Source organism: Nitrincola tapanii, assembly GCF_008368715.1.
GTDB classification, from domain to species: domain Bacteria; phylum Pseudomonadota; class Gammaproteobacteria; order Pseudomonadales; family Balneatricaceae; genus Nitrincola; species Nitrincola tapanii.
This window is the reverse complement of sequence record NZ_SMRS01000007.1, coordinates 40,861-56,827: the sequence shown is the minus strand read 5'-3', so window position 1 is coordinate 56,827 and position 15,967 is coordinate 40,861. Positions and strand designations below refer to the sequence as shown.

19 protein-coding genes and 1 riboswitch are annotated in these 15,967 nt (G+C 51.1%); of the genes, 5 read left to right on the top strand and 14 right to left on the bottom strand.

The window, feature by feature from the left end; translation table 11 throughout:
- Nucleotides 1-25: 25 nt before the first annotated feature.
- On the top strand, nucleotides 26-439 hold the full coding sequence (locus E1H14_RS13185) for a hypothetical protein (protein WP_200834087.1): 414 nt from the start codon (nucleotides 26-28) through the stop codon (nucleotides 437-439).
- Here the strand turns inward: E1H14_RS13185 and E1H14_RS09875 are convergent.
- The 4 genes from E1H14_RS09875 to E1H14_RS09860 are packed head-to-tail and all read right to left on the bottom strand — an operon-like array spanning nucleotide 402 to nucleotide 3,404.
- Nucleotides 402-950: an ATP:cob(I)alamin adenosyltransferase gene (locus E1H14_RS09875; protein ID WP_149391310.1), complete on the bottom strand. Its 549-nt coding sequence runs from the start codon at nucleotides 948-950 to the stop codon at nucleotides 402-404. The genes E1H14_RS13185 and E1H14_RS09875 overlap by 38 nt on opposite strands.
- Nucleotides 941-1,687, bottom strand: coding sequence for an ABC transporter ATP-binding protein (locus E1H14_RS09870; protein ID WP_149391309.1), 747 nt, complete (start codon nucleotides 1,685-1,687; stop codon nucleotides 941-943). The genes E1H14_RS09875 and E1H14_RS09870 overlap by 10 nt, the downstream gene beginning before the upstream one ends.
- Nucleotides 1,678-2,655 (bottom strand): FecCD family ABC transporter permease, encoded by a 978-nt coding sequence (locus E1H14_RS09865; RefSeq protein WP_235017436.1) that lies wholly within the window; start codon nucleotides 2,653-2,655, stop codon nucleotides 1,678-1,680. Before E1H14_RS09865 ends, E1H14_RS09870 begins: the two co-directional genes overlap by 10 nt.
- On the bottom strand, nucleotides 2,652-3,404 hold the full coding sequence (locus E1H14_RS09860; RefSeq protein ID WP_149391308.1) for a substrate-binding domain-containing protein: 753 nt from the start codon (nucleotides 3,402-3,404) through the stop codon (nucleotides 2,652-2,654). The genes E1H14_RS09865 and E1H14_RS09860 overlap by 4 nt, the downstream gene beginning before the upstream one ends.
- Nucleotides 3,405-3,617: 213 nt before the next feature.
- Nucleotides 3,618-3,826: riboswitch (cobalamin riboswitch) on the top strand.
- A 119-nt stretch (nucleotides 3,827-3,945) separates the two neighbouring features.
- Between E1H14_RS09860 and E1H14_RS09855 the strand changes: the two genes are divergently transcribed.
- The 3 genes from E1H14_RS09855 to E1H14_RS09845 all read left to right on the top strand — a co-directional run bounded on the left by E1H14_RS09855 (nucleotide 3,946) and on the right by E1H14_RS09845 (nucleotide 7,164).
- On the top strand, nucleotides 3,946-5,772 hold the full coding sequence (locus E1H14_RS09855; protein WP_160142058.1) for a TonB-dependent receptor domain-containing protein: 1,827 nt from the start codon (nucleotides 3,946-3,948) through the stop codon (nucleotides 5,770-5,772).
- Between the two features lie 145 nt (nucleotides 5,773-5,917).
- Nucleotides 5,918-6,490 (top strand): cob(I)yrinic acid a,c-diamide adenosyltransferase, encoded by a 573-nt coding sequence (locus E1H14_RS09850; protein WP_149391306.1) that lies wholly within the window; start codon nucleotides 5,918-5,920, stop codon nucleotides 6,488-6,490.
- A gap of 113 nt (nucleotides 6,491-6,603) precedes the next feature.
- A complete protein-coding gene (locus E1H14_RS09845; protein WP_149391305.1) occupies nucleotides 6,604-7,164 on the top strand; it encodes a YhcB family protein in 561 nt (186 codons plus the stop codon).
- 4 nt (nucleotides 7,165-7,168) lie between these two features.
- Here the strand turns inward: E1H14_RS09845 and E1H14_RS09840 are convergent, their stop codons facing one another.
- Complete coding sequence (locus E1H14_RS09840; protein WP_149391304.1) at nucleotides 7,169-7,939, bottom strand: Nif3-like dinuclear metal center hexameric protein; 771 nt, start codon at nucleotides 7,937-7,939, stop codon at nucleotides 7,169-7,171.
- A 65-nt stretch (nucleotides 7,940-8,004) separates the two neighbouring features.
- On the opposite strand from E1H14_RS09840, the gene E1H14_RS09835 reads away from it, so the two are divergent.
- Nucleotides 8,005-9,156, top strand: a complete 1,152-nt coding sequence (locus tag E1H14_RS09835) for a Do family serine endopeptidase (protein WP_149391303.1) — start codon at nucleotides 8,005-8,007, stop codon at nucleotides 9,154-9,156.
- A 130-nt stretch (nucleotides 9,157-9,286) separates the two neighbouring features.
- Here the strand turns inward: E1H14_RS09835 and hisD are convergent, their stop codons facing one another.
- The 9 genes from hisD to E1H14_RS09790 form a co-directional block, all read right to left on the bottom strand.
- Nucleotides 9,287-10,594, bottom strand: coding sequence for a histidinol dehydrogenase (gene hisD, locus E1H14_RS09830; RefSeq protein WP_149391302.1), 1,308 nt, complete (start codon nucleotides 10,592-10,594; stop codon nucleotides 9,287-9,289).
- Nucleotides 10,591-11,241 carry an ATP phosphoribosyltransferase gene (gene hisG, locus E1H14_RS09825; RefSeq protein ID WP_149391301.1) on the bottom strand — a complete coding sequence of 217 codons (651 nt, stop codon included), beginning with the start codon at nucleotides 11,239-11,241 and terminating at the stop codon, nucleotides 10,591-10,593. The genes hisD and hisG overlap by 4 nt, the downstream gene beginning before the upstream one ends.
- Nucleotides 11,242-11,252: 11 nt before the next feature.
- On the bottom strand, nucleotides 11,253-12,515 hold the full coding sequence (gene murA, locus E1H14_RS09820; protein WP_149391300.1) for a UDP-N-acetylglucosamine 1-carboxyvinyltransferase: 1,263 nt from the start codon (nucleotides 12,513-12,515) through the stop codon (nucleotides 11,253-11,255).
- 23 nt (nucleotides 12,516-12,538) lie between these two features.
- Nucleotides 12,539-12,787: a BolA family protein gene (locus tag E1H14_RS09815; RefSeq protein ID WP_149391299.1), complete on the bottom strand. Its 249-nt coding sequence runs from the start codon at nucleotides 12,785-12,787 to the stop codon at nucleotides 12,539-12,541.
- Nucleotides 12,788-12,884: 97 nt separating this feature from the next.
- Nucleotides 12,885-13,175 carry an STAS domain-containing protein gene (locus tag E1H14_RS09810; RefSeq protein WP_149391298.1) on the bottom strand — a complete coding sequence of 97 codons (291 nt, stop codon included), beginning with the start codon at nucleotides 13,173-13,175 and terminating at the stop codon, nucleotides 12,885-12,887.
- A complete protein-coding gene (locus E1H14_RS09805; RefSeq protein ID WP_149391297.1) occupies nucleotides 13,162-13,821 on the bottom strand; it encodes an MlaC/ttg2D family ABC transporter substrate-binding protein in 660 nt (219 codons plus the stop codon). Before E1H14_RS09805 ends, E1H14_RS09810 begins: the two co-directional genes overlap by 14 nt.
- 1 nt (nucleotide 13,822) lies before the next feature.
- A complete protein-coding gene (mlaD, locus tag E1H14_RS09800) occupies nucleotides 13,823-14,281 on the bottom strand; it encodes an outer membrane lipid asymmetry maintenance protein MlaD (protein ID WP_149391296.1) in 459 nt (152 codons plus the stop codon).
- A 1-nt stretch (nucleotide 14,282) separates the two neighbouring features.
- Nucleotides 14,283-15,065 carry a lipid asymmetry maintenance ABC transporter permease subunit MlaE gene (gene mlaE, locus E1H14_RS09795; RefSeq protein ID WP_149391295.1) on the bottom strand — a complete coding sequence of 261 codons (783 nt, stop codon included), beginning with the start codon at nucleotides 15,063-15,065 and terminating at the stop codon, nucleotides 14,283-14,285.
- Nucleotides 15,062-15,841 (bottom strand): ATP-binding cassette domain-containing protein, encoded by a 780-nt coding sequence (locus E1H14_RS09790; protein WP_407670252.1) that lies wholly within the window; start codon nucleotides 15,839-15,841, stop codon nucleotides 15,062-15,064. Before E1H14_RS09790 ends, mlaE begins: the two co-directional genes overlap by 4 nt.
- Nucleotides 15,842-15,967 lie beyond the last annotated feature (126 nt).

Here is a 15,967-nt window from a genome sequence, read left to right as displayed (position 1 = left end):
GTCGCCCCCAGGGCGGGAGTTGAGGATGAAAATGACCAAAATGCTGGAAAAGTTGAGCCGCTTTCTGCAAGCCGATGCTCAAGCTCAACTCAAAGAGATCAAATCCATTCGTAAGCTCCTGAAGGAGTTGAAGCAAAAAGAGCGTGAACTCAAAGAAAAACTCGAGAAAAAACGTGATCAAGATGAGCGAAACGAGCTAAAAATGAAACTGGATGTCATTTTTGCACAACGCAAAAAAGGGGTTGAACGTGTCAAACTTTTAAAAGCAGGTTTAGCACCGGACAGTCTAACCTCCAGCGTGGCAGAAACACCTAAGGCTGAGGCAGATGAATCCCAGGTCATGGCCGCCGCCACGCCCACAGCGGCTACAGACCTTGAGATCGATAGCAAGGAAGCCGCGCTTAAATCGGCGGACGGTGAGGTCCATAACTCAAACTGACAAACTCAGGCTCTTCAACGCCTCGACGCTGATTCACCACCTGAGTCAGTACAAAACAGAAATTACAGCTGAGATTAAGAAAGCGTGGCAACAACTCAGGGATCGTTTTGCCCTCTTCATCGAGTCGCACTAAAGCACGAATGGCTTTTTTACATAAAGAGCGTGCCTGATGCAGCTGCACAACCGGTGAAGTTCCACGCGGCAACACAAAACCACGGGAGCGTTCAACCACTTCGTGCTTGAAATGCAGCAACCTTTGTTTCAGCCAGTCGAGATCCGCTTCGGTCAGCGCAAGACGCCCACGAATCGAGCCATTGGCATGAAACATCAAGGACTGTAACCGGGCCAAATCCTCAACCAGATCCTCCATCGACTGGGGCAGAGCACTCAAAGCCATCCCCAAGCAGGTCGCCAACTCATCCGTTAACAACTCATAATCACACAGCGAGCTGGTTTCGTGGATGAAGGGATAACAGAGTTCATCCCAATCTTTTGAATTTTTTATGGGCATTGACTCGGTCCTAAAACGGCTAAACGCGGGGGGTGTACCTCTAAATCCAACTCCACCTCAACCTGATACACTGCGCGCAGATGCTCTTTTTGCAGCACCTGTTGCGGGCTTCCCAGCGCTTGAATTTGCCCCTGATGCAACAAACATAAACGATCGCAAGATGCCGCAGCGATGGCTAAATCATGCATGGATACCAAAACAGCTCTTTCTCCCTGTGCGTAACGACGCAGGAGGGCCAGGATTTGGTATTGATAAAACAGATCCAAACTGGCCAAAGGCTCATCCGCTAAGAGAAGTTGAGGCTCACCCGCCAGCACCCGCGCCAGCCAAACCCGTGCCTGCTCACCGCCGGACAATTGATCCACCGCTAGATCTAACCAATCCTCCACGCCTGTTTGCTGTGCGGCGCACAAGATCTTTTCTAAGTTTTCATCCCCCCAGGGCAAGCGCCCTAGGCTGATGACATCTCGTACACTCAGCGCCCAAGCACTCTGACACCTTTGTGGAAGATAACCGATCTTACGCGCGCGTGTTTCCAGGCTCCAAGACGAAAGTTTTTGGCCTTGCCATAAGATCTCACCACTCCCCTGCTCAACCCCTGCCAAAAGATTTAACAGTGACGATTTACCCGCACCATTAGGGCCAATTAAGCCCACCAACTCTCCCGGTTGCAGATCCAGATCCAGCGCCTGCAAACGCCGATCCAAGGCAACGTTTTTTAACTCAATCAAAGCCATCGCTTGCGCTCCTTCCATACCAGAGCAATAAACAAAGGTGCCCCTATTAATGAAGTCAAAACACCGAGTTTAAGCTCTTGTCCAGGTGGAAGTAGGCGCACCAACATATCGGCCAAGCAGACCAAAATCGCTCCGGCCAAGGCTGAGGGGGCGAGTAAACGATCCGGTCGATTTCCGATAAAAGGGCGCAAGAGATGAGGGACTATCAAGCCAACAAAACCTATGGCCCCTGCTACGGCAACCGAGGTACCCACCAAGAGCGCGGCCCCGAGAATAATCAAACGACCACCTGTTTGCACAGATAACCCCAGGCTAGTGGCCACCTGCTCACCAAGGCTCAAACCGTAGAGCAGCTTGCGTTGTGTAAAAATCAACAGGCCACCCAAGAGGAGTGCCGGTAATAAAAGCTGCAAATGCTCAAGCCCACGCTCTGCAACCGAACCGAGCAGCCAGAACACCAACTCCTGCATGGCATAAGGGTTAGGGGCAAAATTGAGCACGGCGGCCAACAAGGCGCCCGTCAGGGTGGATATGGCTAACCCCGCCATGATGACCATACTCTGACGCGCACTCCCAGCCAGCAGCAACATCAACAACATGGCTAACCCCGCTCCCAGCAAGCCGGCTAAGGCCGGTGCGACTGCGCCAGCCTGGGGGAAAATGCCAAAATAAAATACCGCTGCGGCGCCTAAAGCCGCCCCCTGACTCGCACCGGTTAAGCCGGGATCTGCCAGTGGATTGCGCAACAATCCCTGTAATGCTGCCCCGCTTAAGCCTAAAGCGGCTCCTACTGTGAGGGCCAAAAGAGTTCTCGGTAAACGTATCTCTCCCATGACTAAGGCTGAAACGCTATCCCGTCCTAACAGCCAATCGGTTAAACCGGTAAAAACGGCCACCTCACTGGAACCGACAAACAGGGATAAGAGGCCCGTCACCCCACATAAAAAAACTAACAAAGGCAGAATCAATCTAACGCCTCCCGGGCCTGATGTAACTGATCAATCAACTCCCAGGTCCAAGGACCGGGGCATTGCCAACGCCAGTAGTCTGTGGATAACCAAGCCTGTGCTGGCAGACTCTTGGCTAAAGCAGGATGCTGGGCAAATCGGTTGGCTAAGGAAGGATGTTCAGGTGCCGCCCAAAGTACCGCATCCGGAGGATCGAGTACCAAGGCCTCCAAATCTAAACGCTGATAACCAGGCGTCGTTAAATAATTATTCCATCCCGCCTGGCGTAAGATTTGATCTTCGAACGTGGCTATCCCCGTCCCGATACCATTGGCACCCAACAGCAGCAGACGTGGCGCATCCCAATCCGGTTCAACTCGCGCCGGTGCCGGGCGAGCAAGCGTCTCGGGTTGACCGATCAAACGGAGAAGAGCCTGCTCATACTCCATCACTTGATGCAGCGTTTGCGGAAGAGAAACCACCACAACCTGTAAACCCAGCTTGAGTAAACGATGACGCAATAACGGCGCGTTATATTCACCCACCAGAATTAGATTGGGTTGTAGCTGAAAAATCTCTTCCAGAGTGCCTCTGTGTACAGGCCAATCCTTTGTGGGCAAAGGCAAGGGAAAGCGCTGATGTAAAGGCGATAACACCAACTCCGCTGCAGCAGGAGAATGATAAGCCAGAATCCAATCCATGCAGAGGTCAAGCGACAGGATAGAGTGTGATGCAGAAAGCGGCGTATCAGGCTTCTCTATCTCCTGCATATTAAAACCTGCAACGTCTGCATGGAGCCCACACGCTTGTATCAAGCCGCTCAAAAGGAGAGCCGTTCGAAATAGAGCTCGAAACGCTTTTCGCTGCTTTATATCCCTGAGTCTCTGTTGCTCCAAAACGCGAACCTCTTTTGCGCTAAAGCCAGGCAGGATAGCGCAAAGGCCAGATGACTTCATCTGCAGGGATCTCTATACTAGCGACGCTTTTATCTTCCTCATTCTGGTGCTCAGTGCAAGCGCACGGAGTTAAACGGGAAACAGGTGCTGACCCCAGTCAAAATCCTGTGCTGCCCCCGCAACGGTCAGATGTTGTTATCACGTATGCCACTGTGCGTTTTCTGCATGGGAAGGTGTGATGAATTGCGCTTCGCGCCGCATCAAGCCCGGATACCGGCCAGTTTGAGATTACTGTTGGTGTTGCGGAGGGCTTCACCCGGTCAAATTTGCAGAACCGTCTTTTCCCCTTGGCGGCTCTGTTGCTTTGGCTTTCCCTCCCTCATCACGCCTAAATTTTGCGTATGAGGACAGTGTCTTGAACAACTCTCTACTGAATCGAAAACCGCTACATAAAACACTTCTGGCCAGCGCCATTCTAGCTGCCAGCCTCTCAGCTCAGGCTGAAAATCATCATCTCGACCCATTACTCGTCACGGTCACCACACCTTTACGTATCGATCAACCCTTGCGTGAAACGCTTGCCGCCACCAGTGTGATCACGCGTGCCGAGATCGAACGCCGTCAACCCGAATCGGTGGCTCAACTGCTTCGCGGCTTTCCTGGCGTGGAGTTTGCGAGTAATGGAGGTGCCGGATCACAGACCAGCCTCTTCCTCAGAGGGAGTAACTCCAATCACACGCTAGTTTTAATTGATGGCGTCAAAGCCAATAGTCCCATTGATGGTTCGGTACGCTGGGAGTTCATTCCTGTCAGTCAGATTGAACGGATTGAAATTGTTCGCGGTCCTCAATCGAGCGTTTGGGGTGCCGATGCGATTGGTGGCGTGGTGAATATTATCACCCGCAAAGCGGCGCTTGCGGGCACACAGGGCGAGATCCGCGTTGGAGCGGGTCAACAGAATACTCAACTGACGGATGCCAGCTTTAGCGCCACACAGGAAGCCACAAGATTTAACTCCGCATTGAGCTATCGCAAATCCGACGGCTTTAATGCCACCCAGGCCGATACCAGCGGTGAGAAGGATGGTTTTGAGCATTATGCGCTGCGCCTGCAAGTTGAGCAGGATTTAGATGAGCGTAACACCTTATCTGCGGGATATCTGCGTAGCCAGGGCACGAATGAATATGATTGCTGGGATCATCCTTTATGCAAACAGAATTTTGCATTACAAACACTGAATCTAGGCTGGATACACCAGCTGACAGAGAATTGGCTACTAGACACCGCCTTGCAACGCGTGGATGAAGATCGTCGCGATTTTCGAGCCGGTCAGAGTAACGGCCAGGTCAAAACCCAACGCGATCAGCTGGGCTTAAAAGCCACTTTCACAACAGAGCGTTATCGTCTAGTCACAGGTCTAGATACACAAAAAGAGCGTCTCCTGGAGGCGACAAACTTTTCCCGTAAGAGTCGAGAAATCTATGGTTTATTTCTACAGACTCACTATCAAATACATGAGGCCTGGACACTCTCTCTCGGTGCCAGACATGATGATGATGCTTTTTTTGGCGAACAAACCAATGCCAATCTAGGCGTGAGCTGGCAAATCAACGACGTACATACCCTGGGAGCGACTCTGTCGCAAGGCTATCGCGCACCTAACTTCATCGAGCTGTATGGTCCAGCCTGGTGGGGTGCTAACCCAAACTTAAAAGCTGAAGAAGCGTTGAATCATGAACTCTTCTGGCGCTATCAACCCAATAACGCGATGCATGCTGAAATCCGTGTATTCCAAAACGATATTGATAATCTGATTGTTTGGACAAATGGTCAAAATATTAACATCAACAAATCACGTATTCGCGGCAGCGAACTCAGTCTAGGCTATCAGCTTGCACAATGGCAGTTTGGCGCAGCCATCACCTTACAAGATCCAATGAATCGTCAAGATGACTCCCTTCTGCTTCGTCGAGCACGTGAGCATGGCCGCATTGATGTTGACTACCAGGATACAATCTGGGGAGCTGGGTTCTCACTTGAAGGACAAAGCAAACGTTATGACTTTGGTGATCAGCGTATGGGAGGTTATGCCCTAGTCAACACTCGCGCCCATTGGCAACTTGCTAAAGACTGGAGACTCAGCGCAAAAATCGACAATCTCTTTGATAAAGATTACGAGCAAGCACTGGGTTACAACACACCCAGCCGCTACTTTGAAACCAGTCTAACCTATCGCTTTTAAGCCTTAGGCTAAACACGACAGGAGATTTCAGGGCGCTCAACACGAGCGCCTCTCTCCTGTCTGATCTCTCCCTCTGGGCAAGTCTGGGCACTTCCTCTATGCTCTAGAGCAAGATCAGTCATTTCTCTAATACAAGGACCTCCTCATGTCTGACCGCCTCGACCGCATCTATACTCGCAGTGGCGATAAAGGCACCACTGGTTTGGCGAACGGCAAACGCCTCCCTAAATCTCATCCACGCATTGAAGCCCTCGGGGATGTGGATGAGCTAAACAGTCTGATTGGCCTGCTGAATGCTGAGTTAAAGCCTCAGCACCGTCTGCACGCCTCTTTGCAGCAGATTCAGAATGACCTATTTGATCTAGGTGGCGAGTTAGCCATCGCCGATCCTGACTACACAGTGATTCGTTTAGAGCGGATTCAAGAGTTGGAGTTATTCCTGGATCAACTCAACGAAGCGCTTCCCCCGCTGCGTGAATTCATTCTTCCTGGCGGGAGTCACGCAGCCGCCTCAGCTCATTTTGCACGCAGTGTGTGTCGTCGTGCCGAGCGACGCTTGGTCGAATTAGCCGCGACCGATGGTGAGATTCTGAACCCCTTAGGTGCGGCTTATCTGAATCGTCTCTCCGATCTACTCTTTGTGGTGGCACGTACCCTAGCCCGTGAACAAGGGGGTCAGGAGATTTTCTGGAAACCCACCCAGCCGATCAGTGAGTAAATCAGCATATAGGAACTCAAAGCTAGGCTATTGATCTATCGACTTATCTTCAGGCGATCATGCTATGATGAAGAGGAGATGGAGATTAACCCGAATAAGAGAGGAGTCTGCACGTGGAACAAGAAACCATGTGGATTTTGGCTGTAGTCGCCTTAGCGATTGGCATTTTGATTGGTTATCTACTCGGCGGATCTGGGCGCGGAGATGATCAGCGTAAACGCTTGGAAGAGGAGCTGAACGGTTCTCGCACCGAAATGGATCGCTACAAAACCGAAGTCGCAGCCCATTTCCAGAAAACCGCTACCCTGGTGAATCAGCTGACTGAACAGTACCGTGAAGTCCACCAGCACCTCGCCAAGAGTGCAGATGAACTCTGCAGTGATGCCAAAACCCGTGCCGCCTTAGAGGATGCGTTTTATCCGCGTCTGGAAAAGGCCGTCACAGATGAAGCTCCGGCCTCCTCCCCCCAACCTAATCCTGACTCAGATGGGGGTGCGGTTCAGGCCAGCCCAGCACCGGAGGCACCGCGCGACTATGCTCCGAAAAAACCAGAAGATCCAGGCACCCTTTCCGCCAATTATGGCTTGAAAAAACAACCCGATGACGCCTCTACACCCCCTCAGCCAGATCCAGGCTTGCCAGAAACCGAAGTCACGGACAAACCTAAGGCCTAAACGATTAGACAGGATTGTCAATATCGATAAAACGGTGTTCTAAGCCAAAATGACGCGCCAAGTGCTCACCCAAGGCTTGAACACCGTAACGCTCCGTCGCATGATGCCCGGCACCGATATAATGAATACCGGCTTCGCGTGCAAAATGCACCACCGGTTCAGAGATCTCACCGCTGATGTAGGTATCTGCACCCAGCTCGTATGCCTGCTCAATATAACGTTCTGCCGCACCGGTACACCAAGCGACTTTTCTAACCGGATGTTCGCCACCTTTGATAACTTGCGGCTCACGGCCCAAAGCAAGGCGCACCCGCTGACTAAACTCAGATAAACTCAAACTCGGGCTGAGCAAACCTAAGTGACCTATTGCCAGAGGATTCCCTGGCTCTAAGCTATCACTCACTTCCAAACCTAAGCGTTTACCCAGTCGCGCATTATTGCCATACACCGCATGTGCATCTAAGGGTAGATGATACGCGATCAGATTGATCTCATGAGTGAGTAAGGTTGCCAAACGCTGGCGTTTAATCCCGGTAATCGCAGAGGCTTCGCCCTTCCAGAAATAGCCATGATGCACCAATAGGGCATCCGCCTGCCAAGCCACCGCCTCATCCAACAAGGCCTGACACGCAGTCACACCCGTGACTAAACGGCCAATTTTTTGACTTCCCTCGACCTGCAATCCATTCGGACAATAATCGGAGAAACGCCGACTTTGTAATAAGTCATCGCAATATTCTACTAAACGTTTACGCTCAACCCAGGCTTTCGACATCGCTCATTCCCAAAATACTACCGGAATCCGTATAATGCGTTTTATTTTCAAAAAGTGACGGACGGATGCGGACTTTTCATTTTTTCGGCTGGCCGATCTTGACCGGCGTACTGGCCGCGTTACTTATCATACAGCTTTTTCCCGGACTCTTGACGCCTGAAGTGCATCGTATTGAGATCAAAGAAACCCAAGTTTCTGGCCAAGATAAGCCCTCCCCCTCCCCGCTGCCCTCTTATGCGGATGCGGTTGATCTCGCCGCACCTGCAGTGGTGAATATCTATACACGCACCGTGGTGCGTCAACCGAGTAATCCTTTATTAAACGACCCTTTTTTCCGCCATTTTTTTAATACCGATCGTCTACCCCAACAAGAGCGAATCCAATCTAGTTTGGGTTCAGGCGTCATTCTGAGCCCACAAGGCTATGTCGTCACCAATCATCATGTGATCAACGGCGCGGATAGTATCGTTGTCTCTTTACAGGATGGTCGTGAAGCCTTGGCACGGGTCATAGGCTCCGATCCTGAAACGGATTTAGCGGTCTTGCGCATCGATCTACCCGAGCTGCCTAGCCTGACTCTGAACACCTCAGATCAACAGCGTGTTGGGGATATCGTCTTAGCCATAGGCAACCCTTTCGGTGTCGGCCAAACTGTCACCATGGGGATTATCAGTGCCATAGGTCGAAACAGTATTGGCTTGAGCACTTATGAAAACTTCATTCAAACGGATGCCGCTATCAATCCGGGTAATTCAGGAGGTGCTTTGATCGACAGCCAAGGCCACCTCCTGGGCATCAATACCGCTATTTTTTCTCAGTCTGGCGGCTCGCATGGTATAGGCTTTGCCATTCCCGCCAGCGTGGCTCGCCAAGTGATGCAAGACCTAATTGAACATGGACGTGTGATTCGTGGCTGGTTGGGCATCGAAACTCAAGATTTGACACCGCGCTTAGCAGAATCATTTGGCTTGGACAGTCGCCAGGGTGTGATCATCGCCGGTATTTTTCGCAACGGTCCGGCCCATCAAGCGGGCATTCAACCCGGTGATATCCTCATCGCGATTAATGGTGAAGAAGTGAATAGTGCGCGTGTGCTGATGAATCGCATCGCACGTTTAAGGCCGAATGACACAGTACGCTTACAGCTGGTTCGTAATGGTCGAGCATTATCGGTTGTCGCCACCACTCAAGAACGACCCCAGCCTCAATCCCGATAGGTCTTGAGGCTGGGTTGTTGCACTCCTAATGGTAATGGCACCCCTAATCCAGAAGCACCTAATCCAGAAGCATCTCTGCTCTGTGCAAAAAATACCTATGCGGCAAAGCAGAGAATAGAGAGCAGAATCCTTAATCTAAAATTCGATACTCTGCAGAACGTGCATGAGCTGTCAAACTCTCGCCACGCGCCAGGACAGAGGCAACTTTACCCATTTCCGATGCTCCCTGTGCCGAAAACATGATCAGCGATGAGCGTTTTTGGAAGTCATAAACCCCTAATGGCGAGGAGAAGCGTGCCGTACCGGATGTCGGCAGAACATGGTTAGGTCCAGCACAGTAATCCCCCAGTGATTCAGCCGTGTAACGCCCCATAAAAATAGCACCCGCATGACGTATCTCCGGCAACAGCGCCTGCGGATCGGCAACCGATAATTCCAAATGCTCAGGTGCAATACGGTTACTCAACTCAGCCGCTTCATGCAGATCAGCGACTTCGATTAAAGCCGCCCGATTCTGAATCGAGACGGCAATAATCTCGGCACGCTCCATCGTCGGCAATAGACGCTGGATACTCTCTTCAACCCGATCAATAAAGGCGGCATCTGGGCAGATCAGAATCGACTGTGCGTCCTCATCATGCTCCGCCTGAGAAAAGAGATCCATCGCAATCCAATCAGGATCGGTTTGGCCATCACAGATCACCAGTATCTCTGAAGGGCCTGCAATCATATCAATTCCAACCGCGCCAAATACGGCACGCTTAGCGGTTGCCACATAGATATTGCCTGGGCCTACGATTTTATCGACACGCGGAACTGTCTGAGTGCCATAAGCAAGAGCCGCTACTGCCTGAGCCCCCCCTATCGTAAAGACACGATCCACACCGGCTAAGGCCGCTGCTGCCAAGACTAGTTCATTGACCACACCATCAGGGGTTGGCACCACCATGATGATCTCTTTGACTCCCGCCACCTTAGCGGGTAAAGCATTCATCAATACTGAGGATGGGTAAGCCGCTTTACCTCCGGGAACATAAATACCGACTCGATCCATTGGTGTTACCTGCTGACCCAGCAGTGTGCCGTCTGCTTCGGTATAGGTCCAAGACTCACCTTTCTGGCGCTCGTGATAGACCCGAATGCGATCCGCCGCTTTTTCTAACGCTTGACGCTGGGCATCGGGCAAGGAAGCTAAAGATTGTTGTAAACGTTCAGCTCCCATCTCCAGCGCTTGCATCGAATCCACAGACATACGATCAAAACGATTGGTGTATTCGATCAAGGCTTCATCACCACGTGCTTTCACTTCTGCGATGACTTCATCCACTACGGCATTTACACGGGTATCTGAGACACTCTCCCAAGCCAGTAACTGATCGAGTTGAAGATTAAAATCTGACTGACGGGAGTTGAGACGACGAATCGCTATACGGCTCATAAATTACCCTCACGCTTTGCCACCACAGCGGCTTGAATCTTATCCAAAATTGGCTGAATTAATGCATATTTCATCTTCATGGAGGGCTGCCCAACCACTAAGCGTGAGCTGATATCGGCAATGTGTTCAAAGGCTTCCAAACCGTTCGCACGCAGAGTGTTACCCGTGTCCACAATATCGACAATGCGATCGGCCAATCCCATGATCGGTGCTAATTCCATCGCACCATACAGCTTCACCAGATCCACTTGGACACCTAAACGGGCATAATATTCCTGAGTGATCCGGACAAATTTGGTCGCCACTCGCATCCGGCCTTCCACACGCGGCGCATCTTTTAAGCCCGCCACCATTAAACGACAGCGCGAGATTTCCAGATCCAAAGGTTCGTACAAACCTTCTCCGCCGTGTTCCATTAATACGTCTTTACCCGCAACCCCCATATCCGCGCCGCCATATTCGACATAAGTCGGCACATCGGTTGCGCGGATCACTAATAAGCGTATATGAGGATGGTTGGTCTCAAACGTCAGCTTACGGCTCTTGAATATATCTTCAGCCGGAAAAATATCAGCCGCAGCCAAGAGCGGCAGGGTTTCTTCAAGTATACGCCCTTTAGATAGAGCGATCGTAAGCTGCTGTGACATCGACTTCTCTCTTAACCTGGGATACGGCGAATGCGCGCACCCAATGATTGGAACTTTTCTTCAATACATTCGTAACCACGATCTATATGGTAGATACGATCTATTAGGGTATCCCCTTCGGCAACCAACGCTGCGATCACTAGGCTGGCGGAAGCACGCAGATCTGTAGCCATCACCGGTGCCGCTTTCAAGCGCTTTACGCCTTCAATCACCGCGGTGTTACCATCAATATTGATGTTTGCACCCAAACGACGCATCTCTTGCATATGCATAAAGCGATTTTCAAAAATCGTTTCCCGGATAATCCCTACCCCAAGGGCCACAGTGTTCATGGCGGCAAATTGTGCCTGCATATCCGTTGGGAAAGCTGGATAGGGTGCTGTAGTGAGATTGACCGCTTTCGGACGACGCCCCTGCATATCTAACTCGATCCAATCATCACCCGTCGTAATCTCGGCACCGGCTTCACTTAATTTTTGCAACACAGCATCCAACGTATCTGGACGTGTATTTTTGGTACGAACCCGTCCGCCGGTTGCTGCGGCCGCAACCAGGAAAGTACCCGTTTCAATACGATCGGCCATCACTGGATAATGGCAGCCCTTAAGGGCAGCAACACCCTTGACCACAATGGTATCCGTGCCAGCACCCCGAATATCGGCTCCCATGGCGTTCAAGCAGTTCGCTAGATCGACCACTTCAGGTTCGCGCGCCGCATTTTCAATGATGGTTTCGCCCTCTGCGAGGGTTGCTGCCATCAGAATATTTTCAGTGCCAGTGACCGTCACCGTATCAAAGAAAACACGACCACCCTTCAAGCGCCCAGAGCTACGCGCACGAATATACCCGGCTTCCACTTCGATCTCAGCACCCATTGCTTCCAGACCACGCAGATGCAGATCCACAGGACGGCTACCAATGGCACATCCCCCCGGCAAAGAAACTTCTGCCTGACCAAAACGTGCCAATAAAGGCCCTAAAACCAGAATGGAGGCACGCATGGTTTTGACCAAATCATAAGGCGCAACCACCGAGTGCACTTGGCTGGCATCAATTTCAATGCTGAGCTTTTCATCTAGAGTTAGCTCGACCCCTAAACGGCGCAACAGCTCCAGCATGGTCGTGATGTCATGCAAATGGGGAAGATTGCTGATATGCACAGGCTCTTCTGCAAGCAAAGTCGCCGCGAGAATGGGAAGGGCTGCGTTCTTAGCACCCGAAATACGCACTTCGCCATTCAAACAACTGCCGCCCTCGATCAATAACTTTTCCATTCCGGTTTCCTAATCTGAGGGACTTAAGCGGATGCGTTGAGCGCAGCCCACTGCTCTGGGGTATAGGTACGAATGGTCACCGCATGAATCGCACCACTGGCAATCTGCTTGTTCAAACAGCCATAGACTAACTGCTGCTTTTTCACGGGTGTTAAGCCGGCAAAGATGTCACCGACAACGGTAATCTGAAAATCACAACCCTCACCTGCGGTCAAAACTTCACAGCCTTCGAGTTGATTTTCAATAATCTGCTTCACTTCTGCAGCCTGCATATTTTTACTCCGGAAGGATCAGTTCTTATCTAGGTGGGGAATCATAACGAAAAAGGGTCGAAAAGGCATTACGCCAATTCGACCCTAGAATACAGCTTCAGTGGAGATCTGTCTCAAAACCCACTAAACGTGCGATGGACATCAAATCCTGGGGAACGGCCTGAGCATTCAACTTAAGCCCTTGCTGTTTAGCTTGACGTTCACAACATAACCATAACGAAAGGGCGGAGCTGTCGACGCGACCAACTGCCGAAAAATCCACTTTTACTTCACCTGCTTGATCGCGCAGTAGACGTACCAGCTGCTCACGTATCGGCACAACGGTTGAAAAGAGCAAATCTCCCTCAACGCGTATCTGCCCCGCAGCCATCAACTCAACTTTCGACATCTTCAATGACCTGAGCGACTGTGCTCGCCACACGTTCTTCCCAATTATCAATTACAGCGGCAATACTACGACTACGCTGATACATGTCTGCAAACTGGTTCTGGAAGGTTAAACGCAAGTTAATCCCCTCCACCATAACGTTAACCAGCATCCAGTTACCCTCAACCTTACGCATGTAGTACATGACGTTAAAGGTTTTGTTGTTACCCGATGTCAAAACCACATTCACAACCTGCATATCTGGCTGTGGACTTGGCGCACGGGGTGGCAGAATACGATACTCTTTAACTGAAAAATCACTCATCGCAATCGAGTAGGTACGTACCAACGTCGTTTTTAAGATATCAGAGAAGCGCGTAAGCTCTTCCTCTGTCGCGGTGCGTGCAAAACGCCCCATGACACCGCGACCGAAACCGTAGAAATCAATCACCGGCGTCACGATGCTTTCAATCTCATGTTGCAGGCGCTCACGATTACTGGTCGCACGTAAAGACTTATCGTCCATCAACACCAGCATTTTTTCAGTGGTTTGTTCAACCACTTGACTGGCCGCCTGCCAAGACTCATCTGCGGCTTGCGTCTGGCTGCTGAGTAGTGTTACCAGTCCCGCCAGAAACCAGCCAAAATAGCTTTTTTTCAAGGTCATCTTATTCACTCACTTGATTCATCAAAAACTTGCCCACCAGATCTTCTAACACCAGAGCCGACTGGGTATTAAAAATGAAGTCGCCCTCACCCAGAACCTCTTCATCACCGCCTGGAATAATGCCGATATACTGCTGGCCCAAGAGACCGGAAGTCAAAATCATCGCCGAACTGTCAGTACTGAGATAATCAACATCGGCGTAGATTTCTAATTCCACTTCGGCCATCAACAGGCGTGGGTCCAAACGTATGGCACGCACTTCACCTATCTGCACGCCCGACATCGCGACCTTAGCACGCGTGGTCAGGCCACCTATATTCTCAAAATTTGCATAGAGTTTATAGCTGCCACTTTTAGGTGCCATGTTCAGGCCGCTAACGTTCAACGCCAGTACGATCAAAGCCAAAAAACCGATCAGCATAAAAGCGCCTACGCTGATTTCTAGGGTACGCATACGCATGTTAAAAATCTCCAAACATCAAAGCGGTAAGAATAAAATCCAGCCCAAGAACAGCCAAGGATGAGTAAACCACGGTACGCGTTGTCGCCTGACTGATCCCCTCAGAAGTTGGGATACAGTCATAACCCTGGTAGACCGCGATCCAAGTCACGACAAAACCAAAGACCACCGCTTTGATCAGTCCGTTGACCACATCGTTCCAAAAATCCACAGATTGCTGCATGTTTGCCCAATAAGCACCACTGTAGATACCTAACCAGTCAATCGCGACCACCGCAGCACCCCAAATGCCCACCACGGCAAAAATCATCGACAACAGGGGCATGCAGATAAACCCTGCATATAAACGTGGCGCGATAATTCGACGCAAGGGATCCACGCCGATCATCTCCAAACTCGCCAGCTGCTCGGTGGCTTTCATCAAGCCAATTTCCGCTGTAAGCGCAGAACCTGCACGGCCGGCGAAGAGAAGTGCCGTCACGACCGGGGCTAACTCGCGCAACAAGCTCAGTGCGACCATCTGCCCCACGGCCTGTTCAGAGCCGTAGTCCACCAGAATGGTGTACCCCTGCAACCCCAGCACCATGCCGATGAATGCACCCGAGACAACAATAATCACCAGAGACAGCACACCGACAAAATAGATCTGCTTAATCAGCAGCGGCAACATCATCAAGGGTGCCGGACGCGCTACAACCGACTGCAATAGAATTTGCCCGGAACGGCCAAAAGCCGCCAATTTGGAGAGTGTTTTGTGTCCAAGTCGTTGAATACGATCTATCACCGGGTTTCTCCTGTCGACATCAGCTGCTCCACATAATCCGGTGCCGGATAGTGGAAAGGCACAGGGCCATCGGGCAAACCCTCAACAAACTGACGCACCTTCTCACTTTCCACCTGGCGTAACTCCTCCGGTGTCCCCTCGGCAATGACCTTGCCATCGGATAGGAGGTAAATGTAATCAGCGATCGAAAGGGTTTCCTGTATATCGTGAGAGACGATGATACTGCTATGCCCCAGCGCTTCGTTCAAACGTTTAATCAAGTTGACAAGCACGCCCATTGCGATTGGGTCCTGTCCGGTAAAAGGCTCATCGTACATCACAATATCGGGATCGAGCGCTATCGCACGTGCCAGGGCCACACGTCGAGCCATGCCGCCCGACAACTCACTGGGCATGAGTTTAACCGCGCCGCGTAAACCCACCGCGTTCAACTTCATCAGCACTATGTCACGAATCATGTCTTCGGGCAGCTGAGTATGCACCCGAATCGGGAAGGCAACATTGTCAAATACATTCATGTCGGTAAACAGAGCACCGCTCTGAAAGAGCATGCCCATCCGCTCACGCACGACAAATAATTCACGTCGGCTCAGGCCAGGAATATTCTGGCCTTCGAGGCGGATTTCACCGGAATCAGGCAAAAGCTGACCACCTATCAGCTTCAGCAGGGTGGTTTTTCCAGTCCCCGACGGCCCCATAATAGCCGTCACTTTGCCCTTAGGAATACGCAGACTCACGCCATCAAAGATCTTGCGCGATCCACGCGAGAAGGTCATGTCGGTGACTTCGATGATGGTGTCTTGCGGCGATGGACGATAGACGGAAGCGCGCTTTTCGGCATCCATTCACTTAACCTACTTCAAGATTTACAGCCATAAAGTTGCCAAATATACCATCAGCCT